The 16,231-nt window shown below is 68.6% G+C and carries 15 protein-coding genes; 6 read left to right on the top strand and 9 right to left on the bottom strand.

The window, feature by feature from the left end; translation table 11 throughout:
* Positions 1-408: 408 nt before the first annotated feature.
* The 3 genes from QT386_RS15405 to QT386_RS15395 are packed head-to-tail and all read right to left on the bottom strand — an operon-like array spanning position 409 to position 2,893.
* Entirely contained in the window at positions 409-1,185 is a 777-nt protein-coding gene (locus QT386_RS15405) for an SDR family oxidoreductase (RefSeq protein WP_289274673.1), read from the bottom strand.
* Positions 1,182-2,078 carry an alpha/beta hydrolase gene (locus tag QT386_RS15400; protein WP_289274641.1) on the bottom strand — a complete coding sequence of 299 codons (897 nt, stop codon included), beginning with the start codon at positions 2,076-2,078 and terminating at the stop codon, positions 1,182-1,184. Before QT386_RS15400 ends, QT386_RS15405 begins: the two co-directional genes overlap by 4 nt.
* Complete coding sequence (locus QT386_RS15395; RefSeq protein WP_289274640.1) at positions 2,078-2,893, bottom strand: SDR family oxidoreductase; 816 nt, start codon at positions 2,891-2,893, stop codon at positions 2,078-2,080. Before QT386_RS15395 ends, QT386_RS15400 begins: the two co-directional genes overlap by 1 nt.
* A gap of 164 nt (positions 2,894-3,057) precedes the next feature.
* Here QT386_RS15395 and QT386_RS15390 point away from each other — a divergent pair, with 164 nt between their 5' ends.
* The 6 genes from QT386_RS15390 to QT386_RS15365 all read left to right on the top strand — a co-directional run bounded on the left by QT386_RS15390 (position 3,058) and on the right by QT386_RS15365 (position 7,860).
* Positions 3,058-3,222 carry a rubredoxin gene (locus tag QT386_RS15390; RefSeq protein ID WP_289274639.1) on the top strand — a complete coding sequence of 55 codons (165 nt, stop codon included), beginning with the start codon at positions 3,058-3,060 and terminating at the stop codon, positions 3,220-3,222.
* Positions 3,219-4,370, top strand: a complete 1,152-nt coding sequence (locus tag QT386_RS15385; RefSeq protein WP_289274638.1) for an FAD-dependent oxidoreductase — start codon at positions 3,219-3,221, stop codon at positions 4,368-4,370. The genes QT386_RS15390 and QT386_RS15385 overlap by 4 nt, the downstream gene beginning before the upstream one ends.
* Before the next feature lie 23 nt (positions 4,371-4,393).
* Positions 4,394-4,705: a pyrimidine/purine nucleoside phosphorylase gene (locus QT386_RS15380; RefSeq protein WP_289274637.1), complete on the top strand. Its 312-nt coding sequence runs from the start codon at positions 4,394-4,396 to the stop codon at positions 4,703-4,705.
* Between the two features lie 249 nt (positions 4,706-4,954).
* The gene (locus tag QT386_RS15375; RefSeq protein ID WP_289274636.1) at positions 4,955-6,079 is read left to right on the top strand and encodes an NAD(P) transhydrogenase subunit alpha; all 1,125 of its coding nucleotides are present in this window, start codon (positions 4,955-4,957) and stop codon (positions 6,077-6,079) included.
* A gap of 11 nt (positions 6,080-6,090) precedes the next feature.
* A complete protein-coding gene (locus QT386_RS15370) occupies positions 6,091-6,408 on the top strand; it encodes an NAD(P) transhydrogenase subunit alpha (protein ID WP_104229431.1) in 318 nt (105 codons plus the stop codon).
* Between the two features lie 15 nt (positions 6,409-6,423).
* Entirely contained in the window at positions 6,424-7,860 is a 1,437-nt protein-coding gene (locus tag QT386_RS15365) for an NAD(P)(+) transhydrogenase (Re/Si-specific) subunit beta (protein ID WP_289274635.1), read from the top strand.
* Between the two features lie 66 nt (positions 7,861-7,926).
* Here QT386_RS15365 and vapC read toward each other — a convergent pair whose 3' ends face one another.
* The 6 genes from vapC to QT386_RS15330 form a co-directional block, all read right to left on the bottom strand.
* A complete protein-coding gene (gene vapC, locus QT386_RS15360) occupies positions 7,927-8,328 on the bottom strand; it encodes a tRNA(fMet)-specific endonuclease VapC (RefSeq protein WP_289274634.1) in 402 nt (133 codons plus the stop codon).
* The gene (gene vapB / locus QT386_RS15355; protein WP_289274633.1) at positions 8,328-8,558 is read right to left on the bottom strand and encodes a type II toxin-antitoxin system VapB family antitoxin; all 231 of its coding nucleotides are present in this window, start codon (positions 8,556-8,558) and stop codon (positions 8,328-8,330) included. Before vapB ends, vapC begins: the two co-directional genes overlap by 1 nt.
* Positions 8,559-8,655: 97 nt before the next feature.
* A complete protein-coding gene (locus tag QT386_RS15345) occupies positions 8,656-10,371 on the bottom strand; it encodes a cation:proton antiporter (protein ID WP_367401449.1) in 1,716 nt (571 codons plus the stop codon).
* A gap of 108 nt (positions 10,372-10,479) precedes the next feature.
* Positions 10,480-11,892, bottom strand: a complete 1,413-nt coding sequence (locus tag QT386_RS15340) for an efflux transporter outer membrane subunit (RefSeq protein ID WP_289274632.1) — start codon at positions 11,890-11,892, stop codon at positions 10,480-10,482.
* Complete coding sequence (locus QT386_RS15335; protein WP_289274631.1) at positions 11,885-15,007, bottom strand: efflux RND transporter permease subunit; 3,123 nt, start codon at positions 15,005-15,007, stop codon at positions 11,885-11,887. The genes QT386_RS15340 and QT386_RS15335 overlap by 8 nt, the downstream gene beginning before the upstream one ends.
* Before the next feature lie 3 nt (positions 15,008-15,010).
* Complete coding sequence (locus QT386_RS15330; RefSeq protein ID WP_289274630.1) at positions 15,011-16,183, bottom strand: efflux RND transporter periplasmic adaptor subunit; 1,173 nt, start codon at positions 16,181-16,183, stop codon at positions 15,011-15,013.
* Positions 16,184-16,231 lie beyond the last annotated feature (48 nt).

Here is a 16,231-nt window from a genome sequence, read left to right as displayed (position 1 = left end):
GGCCCTTCGGCAGGCCTGGAACCCTGATCCCGCTGCGGGACCGGGTCTGGCCGCCTGCCGGGCCTCGACCGGCGCGGATGAGCGGCTACCCCTGCGCGAAGCGCGCCGCTCATCCGGGTCCCGCTACCGTTTATTTCGCGGGAATTGACCGTTTGGTCCGTTCGTCCGTCGCCGATGCCCCGTTGTCGGCCACGGGCGTTCTGCACGATTCCAGGGCGTAGGCTTTGTCTCACGGCAAACGAAGAGCCCCGCAAGCGCCCCCCGGCCCCGGCCTCTTCGACCGCCTACCTCTCCCCCAACCCGGATCCCCAACCACCGGGTTCTTGAACGGCTCGGTGCAAACCGGGCCGCTTTTTTTGGCCTTTATGTTTTAATTTGTATGAATCTGGTGTCTTGATTTATATAAAATCAATACCCGGAGAGCTTCGCCACCACCCGCCGGGTGATCGACCCCGGCGTCAGCTGGATCGCCAGCGCCATCAGCTTGGCCTGCAGGCCCACGACCCAGTGTGTGCGCCCCGGCCGCCGCGCGGCCCGCCAGACGGTGTTCGCCACGTCCTGCGGCGTCAGCCGCACGCCCATCGAATCCAGGCTCTGCGCACTGCCGGCGCCCACGGCGTCGATCATCGCGGTGCGCACGAACAGCGGCCAGATATCCATCACCGCGATGCCCAGCGGCTTCCACTCCACCTGCAGCGCCTCGGTGAAGCCGCGCACCGCGAACTTGGTGGCGGAATACACCGCCAGCGACGGCGCGCCGTAGATCGCCGAGGCCGAGGCCATATTGACCAGGCGGGCGCCGGGGGTCTGCTTCAGGTACGGCAGCGCCGCATGGGCGCCGTTGATCACGCCCTTGAAGTTCACGTCGACCATGGCGTGCTGCTTCTCCAGCGGAATTTCGCCGAAGGGGCCACTGGACAGGATGCCGGCGTTGTTCAGCAGCACGTCGAGCCGCCCGTCGCTGGCGGCGGCGAAGGCCGCCAGCGTGTCGCGCCAGCCTTGCGGGTCGGTGACGTCGAGTTTCGCCGCCCAGCCCTGCGCCCCGAAGCGCGCCGCCAGCGCCCGGGCGCCGGCCTCGTCGATGTCGCAGACACCGACGAACCAGCCCTCGCGGGCAAAGCGCTCGGCGCAGGCCCGCCCGATGCCGGCCGCGGCGCCGGTGACGAGGATGGCCGGCCGGTTCACTGCCAACGCGCTCTCAACCAGCCCGCGATACCCGCCAGCGACTCATCCGCCGCGCGCAGCAGGCCGCCGTGGACCTGGAAGACGTGCCACATGCCGTCCCAGCAGCGGAACTCGACCTCGACACCCGCCGCCTCGGCGGCGGCGGCCAGGCCCTCGGCGTCCGAGCGCAGGATCTCGTTGCTGCCGACCTCGATGCGCAGCGGCGGCAGGCCCGAAAGGTCCGCCGCCAGCAGCTGCACCCGCGGATCATCCTCCACGACGTCACCCCGGAACTCGGCCGCGCTGAGGCGCGCCCAGGCCGGCGTCAGCATGGGGTCGCTCGTCCCCACGCCGCCGATGCTGTCGCTGTCCAGGCGCGTGTCGGTCCAGGGCGACAGCAGCGCCGCCGCGGCCGGCAGCGGCAAGCCGTTGTCGCGCAGCGCCAGCAGCAGCGACAGCGTCAAGTGTCCGCCGGCGGAATCACCCGCCACGGCGATGCGCTGCGGCGTCACGCCGTGGTCCAGTAGGGCGCGGTAGGCGGCCAGCGCGTCCTGCAGCTGGGCCGGGTAGGGATGCTCCGGCGACAGGCGATACTCCGGCAGGTAGACCGTGGCGCCGGTGAGCCGTGCCAGGCGCCCGCTGATGGCGCGGTGCGTGCGCGGCGACCCCATGAAGTAGCCGCCGCCGTGCAGGTACAGCAGCACGTTGCGGCTCAGCGGGCCGGGGCCGCGCACACGCTCGGCCGGGCGGCCGCCCAGGGTGGCGGACTCGTAGCGGCAGTCGCGCGGCGCAAGATTGGCCTGGGAGGCCAGTTCCAGCCAGCGCCTGCGCAGGCCGATCGGCAGGCGCGGGTTGAAGGCCGGCTTGATGGCGCGGCGCAGTACCTGCGGCAGCACCCGCTGCATCGGGCCCATCAGACCTTGCCCTTCATGAAGCGCGCGATCAGCGGCTGGTAGCCGATGCCGAGCAGGCGAGCCAGGCCGCCGATCACCACCGCGTCGCCGCCCACCAGGATGCGCGGGTTGTCGGCCCGGATTCCCTTGACGATGATCGCGGCGGCCTGCTCCGGGGTGGTGCGGGCCAGCTTCTCGAACTCGCGACCGAGGTCGCGATCCTGATTGGACTCGCCCTTGCGGGCCGTGCGTGCGATGTTGGTGCGGATGCCACCGGGGTGCACGCAGCTGACCTGCACTGGGTGGCCCTGCATCATCAGCTCCAGGCGCAAGCACTCGGTGTAGCCGCGCACACCGAACTTGGCGGCGTTGTAGGCGCTGTTGCCCGGCGCGGCGATCAGGCCGAAGACGCTGGAAATGTTCACCAGGTGGCCCTCGCCGGACTCGATCAGCTGCGGCAGGAAGGCCTGGGAGCCGTAGGTGACGCCCCAGAAGTTGATGCCCATCAGCCACTCGAAGTCGGCCCAGGAGGTCTCCGAGGCCAGGGCTGCCACGGCGACGCCGGCATTGTTGATGACCAGGTTGGCGTTGCCGAAGTCGCGCTTCACCTCCTCGGCGTGGGCGTAGACCGCCTCGCGCTTCGACACGTCCAGCAGGTAGCCGCGCGCCTCCACGCCGATCGCCTCGCAGGCCGCGACGCTGCCGCGCAGGCCGGTCTCGCTGACGTCGGACAGGGCCAGGCGGCAGCCGGCGCGGCCCAATTCCAGCGCCAGGGCGCGGCCGATGCCGCTGCCCGCGCCGGTGATGACGGCGACCTTTCCTTTCAAATGTTTCATTTTTCTGCCGCTCCATGAAATTTGGCGCCGATCTTGGCACGGTTTCAGCTTCCGGGCCTGGGCCGGCCGCCGTCGACCGGTGTCACCTCGGCAAACCTTGCCCCGATGCCGGGTCTGCTAAGATTCGCCGCCCTTTTTTCCATTAACGACGGTTGGAACCAGCAATGCGCAAGTGGCGCTGTCTGATTTGTGATTTCGAATACGACGAGGCCAAGGGTCTCCCGGAAGAGGGCATTGCCCCGGGCACGCGCTGGGAAGACATCCCGGACAGCTGGACCTGCCCGGACTGCGGCGCCTCCAAGGCGGATTTCGACATGGTCCCGGCGTGAGCGCTCCGCTCACGATCCTCGGCAGCGGGCACGCCGGCATCACGCTGGCCCGCGACCTTCGAAAACTGGCTCCTGACCTGCCCCTGCGGCTGATTACGCGCGAGGACGGTCACTACTACTACAAGCCGGACCTGTCCAAGGCCTTCGCGGCCGGCAAGGACGCGGACGGCCTGATCAAGAATCCGCTGGAGCAGCTCGTCGAGCAGCTCAAGGCGGAGGTCCTGGTGCGCAAGGACGTCACCGCCATCGACCCCGCGGCGCATGCCGTGCAGGTGGACGGCGAGTGGCTGCCCTACTCCAAGCTGGTGCTGGCCACCGGCGCCGACGTGGTGCGCCTGCCGATCGCCGGCGACGCCGCGGCCGAGGTGCTGTCGGTCAACGACCGCGAGGACTACGGCCGTTTCCGCGCCCTGCTCAAGCCGGGCGCCCGCGTGCTGATCATCGGCGCCGGCCTGATCGGCTGCGAGTTCGCCAACGACCTCGCCGCCAGCGGCCATGCCGTGCGCGTGGTCGACATCGCCGCCTGGCCGCTCAGCCGCCTGCTGCCGGAGGCCCAGGGCCGCGCGCTGCAGGAGGGCCTCGGCAAGCTGGGCGTGACCTGGCAGCTCGGCGCCAGCGTCGCCAGCCTGGACCGCGTCGGCGGTTCGGTCGAGGCGCGTTTCAGCGACGACAGCCGCGCCACGGTGGACGTGGTGCTGTCGGCGGTGGGCCTGCGGCCGCGCACCCGCCTGGCCGCGGACGCCGGCATCGCCTGCAAGGCCGGCATCGTGGTGGACGACCACCTGCAGACCTCGGCGGTGGACGTCTACGCCCTGGGTGACTGCATCGAGGTCAACGGCCGCCTGCTGCCCTACATCCTGCCGATCGCCAATGCCTCGCGCGCCCTGGCGGCCACCCTGGCCGGCACGCCGACCAAGGCCAGGTTCCCGGCCATGCCGGTGATCGTAAAGACCCCGGCCTGCCCGACCCTGGTCAATCCCCCGCCGCCGGTCGCCGGCAGCTGGGAAGTGACCGGCACCGCCCCGGACCTGGAAGCGGTCTACAAGGACGAGAGCGGCAAGCCGCTGGGCTTCGCCCTGACCGGCGCGGCCACGTCCAAGCGCAGCCAGTACGTCCCCCTGATGCCGGCCATCCACGAGCCGGCCTGACAAGAAAAACCAAGGATTGCCCCATGTCCCAGTTCGACCAAGTCAGCGTTCTCAAGAAGGCCAACGTCTATTTCGACGGCAAGTGCGTCAGCCACACCGTGCTGCTGGCCGACGGCACCCGCAAATCGGTGGGCGTGATCCTGCCGGCCACGCTCCATTTCGGCACCGCCGCCCCTGAGATCATGGAACTGATCGACGGCCGCTGCCGCGTGCGCCTGAAGGGCGAGCCCGACTGGAAGGACTACGCCGGCGGCCAGTCCTTCTCGGTGCCGGGCGACAGCGGCTTCGACATCGAGGCCCTGGAGCCGGTGCACTACGTCTGCCATTTCGGCTGATACACCGCGGGCCGCCACGGATGGCGGCCCAGGGGCCCGGCGGGGTTCACCCGAAAGAGTGGCGTCTCCGCCAGTCCGCCGTGATACGAAGCACCCCCGGATCGGGCCAAGGCATTGATCCGGGCCGAAAAACCTCTTGCTGTAAACGGGTTGCGCTTCCGCTAAACTCGTCGCCCTGTCGCAAACGCCGGGCGACGATTCGGCGTGCGCATCGTCCAGTAGCTCAAAAAACGTACCTTGGGAGTGATCATGCCGGTCAAAATTGCCGTGCTGAAAGAGACCGCCGCCCGCGAAAAGCGCGTGGCGATGGTGCCCGCCGTGGCCGACAAGCTGGCCAAGCTGGGTTGCGAAATCCATATGCAGTCGGGCGCAGGCCTGGCCAGCAAGATCCCCGACACGGCGTTCAAGAACGTCAACTTCGCCGCCAACCCGCAGGGTCTGGTGTCGGACGCCGACATCGTGGTGTCCGTGCAGCCGCCAACGGCCGACATCGTCAACGCGATGAAGGAAGGCAGCATCCTGCTGTCCTTCGTCTACGCGCACCGCGAGCCGGAGCTGACCAAGCTGCTGCGCGACAAGAAGATCACCAGCTTCGCGATGGAGCTGGTGCCGCGCATCACGCGTGCCCAGTCGATGGACGCCCTGTCCTCGCAGGCCGCACTGGCGGGCTACTACGGCGCCCTGCTCGGCGCCACCAGCATCTCGCGCATGATGCCGATGACCACCTTCGCCACCGGCTCGATCCGTCCGGGCACCATCCTGGTGATGGGCGTGGGCGTGGCCGGCCTCTCGGCCATCGCCACCGCCCGCCGCATCGGCGCCAAGGTGGAAGGCTACGACGTGCGTCCGGAAGTGAAGGAGCAGGTCGAGTCGCTGGGCGCCAAGTTCATCGACACCGGCGTGGATGCCCGCGGCACCGGCGGCTATGCTCGCGAGCTGACGCAGGAAGAGAAGGACAAGATCGCCGCGGTCGTCACCAAGCACATCCAGGCGGCCGACATCATCATCACCACCGCCGCCATCCCGGGCCGCCCCTCGCCGAAGCTGATCAGCAAGGCGCAGATCGACGGCATGAAGAACGGCTCCGTGATCATCGACCTCGCGGCGGAAGGCGGCGGCAACACCGAGTACACGCAGCCGGGCGAGTCCATCCAGGTCGGCCAGGTCACCATCAACGCGCCGATTAACGTGCCCTCGCTGCTGGCCGAGCACGCCTCCGAGCTCTACGCGAAGAACCAGTACAACCTGATGGAGCTGTTCGTGAAGGACAAGGCGATCGCCATCGACTGGAACGACGAGGTGCTGGCCAAGTCCGCGCTGACGCACGCCGGTGAGATCAAGAACGAAGCCGCCAAGAAAGCGGTGGAAGGCTAAGGGGAACAAACATGGAACACGCAGGAACCGTACTGACGGGCTTCGTCGCCCTCTACATCTTCATGCTCGCCGCGTTCACCGGCTACGAGATCATCGGCCGCGTGCCGTCGATCCTGCACACGCCGCTGATGTCGGGCTCCAACTTCGTGCACGGCATCGTCGTGGTCGGCGCCATCTACGCCACGCTCAACGCCACCTCGGTGCTGGAGCAGGCCATCGGCTTCTTCGGCGTACTGCTGGGCGCGGGTAACGCCGCCGGCGGCTACGTCGTGACCGAGCGCATGCTCGAGATGTTCAAGTCCTCCGACAAGAAGCCCGCAGGCAAGTAAAGGGACGCCAGACCAATGAATGCACAACTCCTGATCGAAGTGAGCGCCCTGGCGGCCTCCTTCCTGTTCATCTACGGCCTCAAGCGCATGTCCTCGCCGGTCACGGCGCGTTCGGGCATCGTCGTTGCCGGCTACGGCATGCTGGTGGCGGTGCTGGCTAGCTTCCTCTACACCTTCGGCGTCGCCGAGGCAGCCAAGCCGCACCTGACCACCAATGCCATCGTCGCGATCTCCGCGCTGCTGATCGGCGTGGGCTGGGCCTGGTGGAGCGGCAAGAAGGTCGAGATGACCGCCATGCCGCAGATGGTGGCGCTCTATAACGGCATGGGTGGCGGTTCCGCTGCCGCCATCGCCGCGATGGTGCTGCTGGCCACCCCGACCGAAGGCGCCAGCCACGGCTCGCTGCACTACCTGGTCACCGTGTTCGGCGGCCTGATCGGTGCGGTGTCGCTGTCCGGCTCGCTGATCGCCTGGGCCAAGCTCGACGGCCGCATCAACAAGACGCTACGCATGACCGGCATCCAGGCCATCAACGGCACGATCATGCTGGCCACGATCGCCCTGGGCCTGTACATCGTGTTCGGCGCTGGCGGCCATGCCCCGGCCAGCGTCACGGTGGCCTTCTTCGCGCTGGCCCTGATCTTCGGCGTGATGATGACCATGCCCATCGGTGGCGCCGACATGCCGGTGGTGATCTCCCTGTACAACGCCTTCACCGGCCTCGCCGTGGGCCTGGAAGGCTACGTGCTCAACAACCCGGCGCTGATGATTGCCGGTATGGTGGTGGGCTCCGCCGGTACGCTGCTGACGCTGCTGATGGCCAAGGCCATGAACCGCTCGGTGAGCAACGTGATCTTCTCCAACTTCGGCGCCTCCGGCGACGAACAGCAGGGCGAGATCAAGGGCAGCATGAAGCCGGTGGACGCGGGCGATGCCGGCATCCAGATGCGCTACGCCTCCAAGGTCATCATCGCCCCGGGCTACGGCCTGGCCGTGGCCCAGGCGCAGCACAAGCTCTACGAGTTCGTGAAGCTGCTGCAGGCGGCGGGCGTGGAAGTGAAGTTCGCCATCCACCCGGTGGCGGGCCGCATGCCCGGCCACATGAACGTGCTGCTCGCCGAAGCCGGCGTGCCGTACGACATCATCTACGACATGGAAGACATCAACGGCGAGTTCAAGGAAGCCGATTTCGCCATCGTCATCGGCGCCAACGACACCGTGAACCCGGCCGCCCGCACCAACAAGTCCTCGCCGATCTACGGCATGCCGATCCTCAACGTCGACCAGGCCAAGCAGGTCTTCGTGGTCAAGCGCGGCCAGGGCAAGGGCTACTCGGGCGTGGAGAACGAGCTGTTCTTCGCCGACAACACCAACCTGGTGTACGGCGACGCGCAGAAGGTCATGGTCGCCATGATCCAGGCCGTGAAGTCGCTGGATGGCGGCGGTCACTAAGCGGTATCACTGCATAACGAAAAGGCCGCCTTCGGGCGGCCTTTTCGCTTCCAATGTCGAGAGCGATCAGGCGATCCAGTCTTCGAAGCGAAGACCGGCCACGCGCTGGAATTCCTTGGTGTTGTTGGTGACCACCACCAATCCGCGCGAGCGCGCATGACCCGCGATCATCTGATCGTACGGCCCGATCTGCGTGCCGGCCTTTTTCAGTTCGGCTCGTATCTGGGCGGTATGGGCCGCCGCCGCAGGATCGTAGTCCAGCACATCCAGGCGCGCGATGAAGCCCTCCACCTGCGCAAGGTTTCGCTGAGATTGCGCGGACAACTCCACGCCGTACAGCAACTCCATCACAGTGACGGAACTGATGCACATCTGCGAGTGATGGAGATTGAAGGCGGCCCGCACCGCGACCGGCTTTTCCCGGATGGTGGCGATGCAGAGATTGGTATCCAGCATGTAGCGCAGCATCAGAACGCCTCGCGCTCCTGCTCCGCGGGTTGCTCCCGCTCGACCATGAAGTCGGCGCTGACACCCGTGCTATCGAACCAGCTGTCCCAGGCTTCTCCGGCAGGGGTGATAACGCGGGTGCGGCCGATGGCCACTACGTCCACCCGCTTCACGTCTTCCGGCAAGGCCGCGGCCTTGGGCAAGCGGATGGCCTGACTGCGATTGCTCTTGAAGACCGCACCTTGTTCCATTTGCCATGTCCGCCTGGGATATACCGAATGATGATACGCCAAGCAAAGGATATGTCAATAGGATATACATTCGCTCCAGCCGCTCCGCCGTACCCTGCTACTGCTGGTTCATCTGCCCACGCCGCGCCGCCGCCTCGTCGAACTGGCCGCGGATCGCCGGATAGCGGCGCAGCACCTCGCGGAAGTCACGGCGGTTGAGGGTCACGAAGCGGCAGTAGTCCAGCGCGGTCACGTCGGCCGAGCGCGGGCGGTCGCCCAGCAGGGCCATCTCGCCGAAGAAGTCGCCGGACTGCAGGCGCACGCGCTTGTCGCCCACCGCTACCTCAACCAGGCCGGAGGAGATGAAGTACACCGCGTCCGGCGGATCGCCGATGCGGATCACCCGCTCGCCTGGCTGGGCGTCCTGCGCGTGGAAGTGCAGGGCCACGACCTCGCGCTGCTCCGGCGACAGCTCGGCGAACAGCGGGAAGCGCTCCACCAGTTCCTCCGGTGAGAAGCTGTGGTGGGCGGCGGCGCGCTGCTCGGCGAGTTCGCGGGCCTGGTCCAGCTCAGCCTCCAGCGCGGCGAAGCGCGGGGCACGCGAGGTTTCCAGCGAGCGGCGCAGGCGCGGATTCGCCTGAGCGCGGCGGCCCAGCCAGTTGGCGGCGGCGAAGGCCAGCGGATTCAGCGTGATCGACAACAGCGCCGCGGCCAGCACCAGGCTGTAACCCTCCGGCGGCAGCAGCTGGTAGCTGAGGCCGATGCCGGCCAGGATGAAGGAGAACTCGCCGATCTGCGCCAGCGCGGCGGAAACGGTCAGCGCGGTGGACAGCGGGTAGCCCAGCAGCAGCACGATGGCGGCGGCCACCAGGGACTTGCCGATCACCACCAGCAGCAGCACCGAGGCGACCAGCAGCGGCTCGCGGACCAGGATCATGGGGTCGAACAGCATGCCCACCGAGACGAAGAACAGCACGGCGAAGGCGTCCTGCAGCGGCAGCGAGTTGGCGGCGGCCTTGTGGCTGAGGTCGGACTCGTTGAGCACCATGCCGGCGAAGAACGCGCCGAGCGCGAAGGACACGCCGAACAGCGCGGCGGAGCCGAAGGCGATGCCGATGGCCATGGACAGCACCGCCAGCGTGAACAGCTCGCGCGAGCCGGTGCGCGCTACCTGCTTGAGCAGCCAGGGCAGCACGCGCGGCCCCACCAGCAATACCACGGCGCCGAAGGCGGAGACCTTCAGCAGCGTCATCAGCAGTTGCTGCCACAGCGGGCCGGCCGCCGCCGCGCCCTCGTCGGGCTTGCCGCCGAGCACGCCGGCCAGCGCCGGCAGCAGCACCAGGGCCAGCACCATCGCCAGGTCTTCCACGATCAGCCAGCCCACGGCGATGCGACCGTTGGTGGAGGCCACCGCGTTGCGCTCCTCCAGTGCCTTGAGCAGCACCACGGTACTGGCCACCGACAGGCTCAGGCCCAGCACCAGGCCACTGCCGAAGCTCCAGCCCCAGAACATCGCCATGCCCACGCCGATGGCACTGGCCAACACGATCTGTCCGATGGCGCCGGGGATGGCGATGCGCCGCACGGCCATCAGGTCGGCCAGCGAGAAATGCAGGCCCACGCCGAACATCAGCAGGATCACGCCGATTTCGGCGAGCTGTGCCGCCAGTGCGGCGTCGGCGACGAAGCCGGGAGTGTTGGGGCCTACCAGGACACCGGCCACCAGGTAACCAACCAGGGGCGGCAGGCGCAGACGATTGGCGACCAGGCCGAGGACAAAGGCCAGGACGAAGCCGACGGCGATGGTGGCGATGAGCGTGACGTCGTGCGGCATGGAGGGGATTCCCGCGGAAGTGGCACGCCAGGGGCCAGGGCCCGTGACACTCCCAAGGGTAACGCATGCGCATGGCGCCGCGCGCGCGGGCCGGCGCGCGGAGACGCACTACGCGCCTCCGCTTTGCTCCCTCAGCCCACCGCCCAGGGCGCGATACAGGTCCACCAGGTTCAGCAGGCGCTGCTGCCGCGCCTCCACCAGGTCCTGTTCGGCATCGAACAGCTCGCGCTGCGCGTCCAGCACGTCGAGGTAGCTGGCGATGCCGGCCTTGTAGCGCTGCTCAGCGAGCTGCAGTCGGTCGGCCTGGCCCTGGCGCAGGCGCTCCTGCGCCTCCACCTGCTCCTCGAAGCTGCCACGCGCCACCAGCGCATCCGCCACCTCGCGGAAGGCGACCTGGATGCTGCGCTCGTAGTCGGCCACGGCCAGGTCGCGGTCCACCTGCGAGACGCGCAGGTTGGCGCGGTTGCGGCCGGCGTCGAAGATCGGCAGCGTGACCTGCGGCACGAAGGACCAGTTACGGCTGCCGGCCTCGAACAGGTCCGACAGCTCCGGCGAGGCGCTGCCGATGGCGGCGGTCAGCGAGATGCGCGGGAAGAAGGCGGCGCGCGCGGCACCGATGCTGGCGTTGGCCGACAGCAGGCGCTGCTCGGCGGCACGCAGGTCCGGGCGCTGCGCCAGCAGCTGCGAGGGCAGGCCGGCCGGCAGGTTGGCGACAAAGGGCTGGTCCGACAGCAGGGATGTGTCCGCGCCCGGCGCCACCGGCGCGCCCACCACCAGGCGCAGGGCGTTGCCTGCCTGGGCGCTGCGGCGCGTCAGCGTGACGGTGGCCACGCGGGCGGATTCCACCAGCGTCTCCACCTGCTTGAGGTCCAGCGCCGACGAGGCGCCGGCTTCGTAGCGCTGCCGCGCAAGGGTCAGCGCCACGCTGCGGGCTTCCAGGGTCTTGCGCGCCAGGTCCAACTGCTCACGCAGCGCCAGGTCGGCGAGCCAGGCCTTGGCCACCTCGGCGATCAGCGCGATGCGCGCGGCATCGCGTGCCTCGGCAGTGGCCAGGTATTGCGCCAGCGCGGCGTCCTTCAGGCTACGCACGCGGCCGAACAGGTCCAGCTCGAAGGCGGTGATGCCCAGGCCCACCTGGTATTCGCTGCCGGTGACGGCGCTACCGGGCGGGCTCAGCGCCGCCGGCGTGCGGCCGCGGCTGAGGCTGCCTTGTGCGACGATCTGCGGCAGCAGGTCCGCGCGCTGCACACGGTACAGCGCCTGTGCGCGCTCGGCATTGAGCACCGCCGTGCGCAGGTCGCGGTTGTTTTCCAGGGCCGTGGCGATCAATGCCTGCAGGCGCGCGTCGGTGAACATCTCGCGCCAGCCCAGTTCCACCGCATCCTTGGCTGCGGTGCTGTCGCCGGCGGGATACTGCGCGTCCACCGGTAGTGCCGGGCGCTCGTAGCGCGGCACCAGCGTGCAGCCGGCCATCGCCAGGGCCAGGGGCCAGGCGCCGAGGCGGAAGATCGTCTTACTCATGGGCCATCTCCTGCGCGGACGCCGGGCGCCGCGCCACCAGGCGCTTCACCACGACGAAGAACACCGGCACCAGGAACACCGCGAGCACGGTGGCGGCGATCATGCCGCCCATCACGGCGGTGCCGATGGCGCGCTGGCTGGCGGAGCCTGCGCCGTCGGCGATCACCAGCGGCAGCACACCAAGGATGAAGGCCAGCGAGGTCATCACGATGGGACGGAAGCGCAGCTTCACCGCCTCCAGCGTCGCCTCGACCAGGCCCTTGCCCTGCTCATGCAGGTCCTTGGCGAACTCGATGATCAGGATCGCGTTCTTGGCCGACAGGCCGATGATCGCGATCAGGCCCACCTTGAAGTAGACGTCGTCCGGCATGTCGCGCAGCAGCACGCCCAGCACCGCGCCGAGGATGCCCAGCGGCACCACCAGCATCACCGCGAAGGGGATCGACCAGCTCTCGTAGAGCGCCGCCAGGCACAGGAACACGGCGAGGAAGGACAGCACGAACAGCGCCGGAGCCTGCGCACCGGAGAGCTTTTCCTCGCGCGACTGGCCGGACCACTCGTAGCCGACACCCTTGGGCAGCTGGGCGACCATGTTCTCCATCTCGGTCATGGCCTCGCCGGTGCTGTAGCCGGGCGCGGCGTCGCCGGTGATGCCGATGGTGGGGAAGCCGTTGTAGCGCATCAGCTGCACCGAGCCCGGCACCCAGCGCGACTGCACGAAGGACGACAGCGCCACCATCTCGCCGCGGCCGTTGCGAACGTATAGCGCCGTTAGGTCTTCCGGCTGCATGCGCGCCTCGGCTACCGCCTGCACGATCACGCGCTGCTGGCGGCCCTGGCTGGGGAAGTCGTTGACGTAGGCCGAGCCCAATGCGGTGGACAACACCGCGTTGACATCCTCGAAGGACACTCCCAGGGCGCTGGCCTTCTCGCGATCCACGTCGAGCTGCAGTTGCGGCGCATCCTCCAGGCCTTCGACGATGACGTTCATCAGCTTCGGATTCTGCCGCGCCATGGTCATCAGCTGGTTGCGCGCCTCGATCAGCTTGTCGCGGCCCAGGCTGCCGCGGTCCTGCAGGCGCAGCGCAAAGCCGGTGGCGCTGCCCAGTTCCGGAATCGGCGGCGGCACGATGGTCAGGATCTCGGCATCGCGCACGTGCGACAGCGTGCCGTTGGCCTTGCCGGACAGCGCCATCGCCGATTCCTCGTCGCTGCGCTCGCTCCAGTCCTTGAGATTGGCAAAGCCCAGCGCGGCGTTCTGGCCGGCGCCGGCGAAGCTGAAGCCCACCACCGTGACCAGGCGCGACACCGCGGATTCTTCGCCGAAGAACTTCTCCACCTGCTCCACCACCTGCTCGGTGCGGTGGATGCTGGCGCCCGGCGGCAGCTGCACCAGGGTCAGGGTGTAGCCCTGATCCTCGGTCGGCAGGAAGGAGCTGGGCAGGCGCACGAACAGCAGGCCCAGCGCCACCAGCAGCGCGGCGTAGACCATCATGTAGCGGCCGGTGCGGCGCAGGATGCGCGCCACCGAGCCATGGTACTGCTCGGTGGTGCGCTCGAAGCGACGGTTGAACCAGCCGAAGAATCCGCCGCGGCTTTCATGATGTCCCTTCGGGATCGGCTTGAGCATGGTGGCGCAGAGCGCCGGCGTCAGCGTCAGCGCCATCAGCGCGGAGAACAGCATCGACGAGGCCATGGACAGCGAGAACTGCTTGTAGATCGCGCCCACCGAGCCGCCGAAGAAGGCCATGGGGATGAATACGGCGGTGAGCACCAGGGTGATGCCGACGATGGCGCCGGTGATCTGGCCCATGGCCTTGACCGTGGCGTCGCGCGGCGACAGGCCTTCCTCGCGCATGATGCGCTCGACGTTCTCCACCACCACGATGGCGTCGTCCACCAGGATGCCGATGGCCAGCACCAGGCCGAACATGGTCAGCACGTTGATCGAGAAGCCCAGCGCCAGCATGGTGACGAAGGCGCCGGTCAGCGCCACCGGCACGACGATGGTGGGAATCAGCGTGGCGCGGAAGTTCTGCAGGAACAGGTACATCACCAGGAACACCAGCAGCACCGCCTCGAGCAGGGTCTTCACCACCTCCTTGATGGAGATGCGCACGAAGCTGGAGCTGTCGTAGGGGATGTCGTAGCTGAAGCCCTCGGGGAAGTAGGTCTTCAGCTCTTCCATTTTCTCGCGCACCGCATCGGCCGTGGCCAGGGCGTTGCCGGTGGGCGTGAGCTGCACGCCGATGGCGGCCAGCGGGCGGCCGTTGAGGCGCGCGGTGGCGGCGTATTCCTGGCCGCCGAGCTCGACGCGCGCGACGTCGCGCAGGCGCAGCACCGAGCCGTCGGCGTTGGCCCGCAGCAGGATGTTGCCGAAGGCCTCCGGCGTGGTCAGCTGTCCGGTGACGACCACGCTGTGGGCGATCTGCTGCGTGTCCGGCGAGGGCTGCCCGCCGACCATGCCGGCGGCGACCTGGGCGTTCTGCTTCTCGATGGCGGCGACGACGTCGGCCGGCGTCAGGTTGAGGCCCACCAGCTTGGCCGGGTCGATCCAAACGCGCATGGCGCGCTCGGTGCCGAACAGCAGCGCCTGGCCGACGCCGGGCAGGCGGCGGATGCTCTCGATCACGTTGCGCGAGATGTAGTCGCCCAGCACCACCGGGTCGATCTTCGGATCGCTGGAGGACAGGGTGATGAACAGCAGGAAGTTGTTGGTGGCCTTGTTGACCTGCACGCCCTGCTGGCGCACCGCCTGCGGCAAGCGTGCCTCGACGCGCTTCAGGCGGTTCTGCACGTCCACCGCGGCGATCTCGGGATCGGTGCCGACGCGGAAGGACGCGGTGATCGTGGCCTGGCCGTTGCTCTGGCTCTTGGACTCGACGTACTCCAGGCCTTCGGCACCGTTTAGCTCCTGCTCGATCAGGCTGGTGACGCTCTCGTCCAGGATCTTGGCCGAGGCGCCGGGGTAGGTCGCCGTGATGACGACCGCCGGCGGCGCGATGGTGGGGTACTGCGAGATCGGTAGCTGCGTGATCGCCAGCGCGCCGGCGATCAGGATGAACAGCGAGATCACCCAGGCAAAGATCGGGCGATCGATGAAGAAACGTGCCATGGCTTAATTCTTCTGGGTCTGTTCCGCGGTCGTCGCGACCTGCGAGCCCGGCCAGGCCACCGGCTTCACGTCCGCGCCCGGCTGCACGCGCTGCAGGCCGTCCACCACGACGTGCTCACCGGCGGACAGGCCCGAGGCGATCACCCACTGGTCGCCGTGCGCCGAGCTCACCTTCACCTCGCGGCGCTCGGCCTTGCCGTTCTTCACCACCCAGACGCTGGCCGCGTCGCCGGCGCGCACCACCGCCTGCTGCGGCACGGTGATGGCGTCGCGCGCCACCGCCTGCTGCAGGCGGGCACGCACGTACATGCCCGGCAGCAGGCTGCGGTCGGGGTTGGGCACCTCGGCGCGCAACGCGATGGTGCCGGTGCTCTCGTCCACGCTGACCTCGCTGAACAGCAGGCGGCCCGGCAGCGGATGCTCGCGACCGTCCTCAGTCAGGATCACCACCTGCGCGGTCCCGTTGGCGGCGCTGCCGCTTTCCAGCGCGCGCTTCAGGCGCAGCGCGTCGCTGCTGGACTGGGTCAGGTTCACGTAGACCGGGTCGATCTGCTGTACCGTGGCCAGCGGGGTGGCCTCGTTCTGGCCCACCAGCGCGCCCTCGGTGACGGCGGCGCGGCCGATGCGGCCGCGGATCGGCGCGGTGACGGTGGCGTAGCCCAGGTTCAGGCTGGCGGTCTCCAGCGCGGCCTTGGCCAGGTCCACGTCGGCCTGGGCCAGGTCGCGGGTGGCCACGGCGTCGTCATATTCCTGCTGGCTGATGGCGCGGGTCTCCACCAGGGAGCTGTAGCGCTCGGCCTTGAGCCGGGCCACGTTCAGCGCCGCCTGGGCGCGGGACAGGCTGGCTCGGGCGCTGGCCTGGGCCGCGCGCAGCGGCGCCGGATCGATCTGGAACAGGCGATCGCCGGCCTTCACCTCGCTGCCTTCCTCGAACTCGCGCTTCAGCACGATGCCAGCCGCCCGGGCCCGGACCTCCGCCACGCGGGAGGCCTCGACCCGGCCCGGCAACTCGGCCACCAGGGGGATGGCACTGGCCGCCACCGTCACCACGCCCACTTCGGGCGCGGCCGGGGCCGGCGGCGCCTCCGCCCCGGAGCAGCCAGCCAGGGCACTGATGCCTGCGGCGACCAGAACTACTGCAAACGGGGTGCTGCGGAGAAGACGGGGACCTTTCATGATGCGCACTTGATGTCGGCGGGGACAGGGGTATTATATTCATTCATG

The organism is Solimonas sp. SE-A11, assembly GCF_030345715.1.
GTDB lineage: Bacteria > Pseudomonadota > Gammaproteobacteria > Nevskiales > Nevskiaceae > Solimonas_A.
Note: the sequence above shows the minus strand (reverse complement) of the source record. Positions and strands in the feature narration are given on the sequence as shown.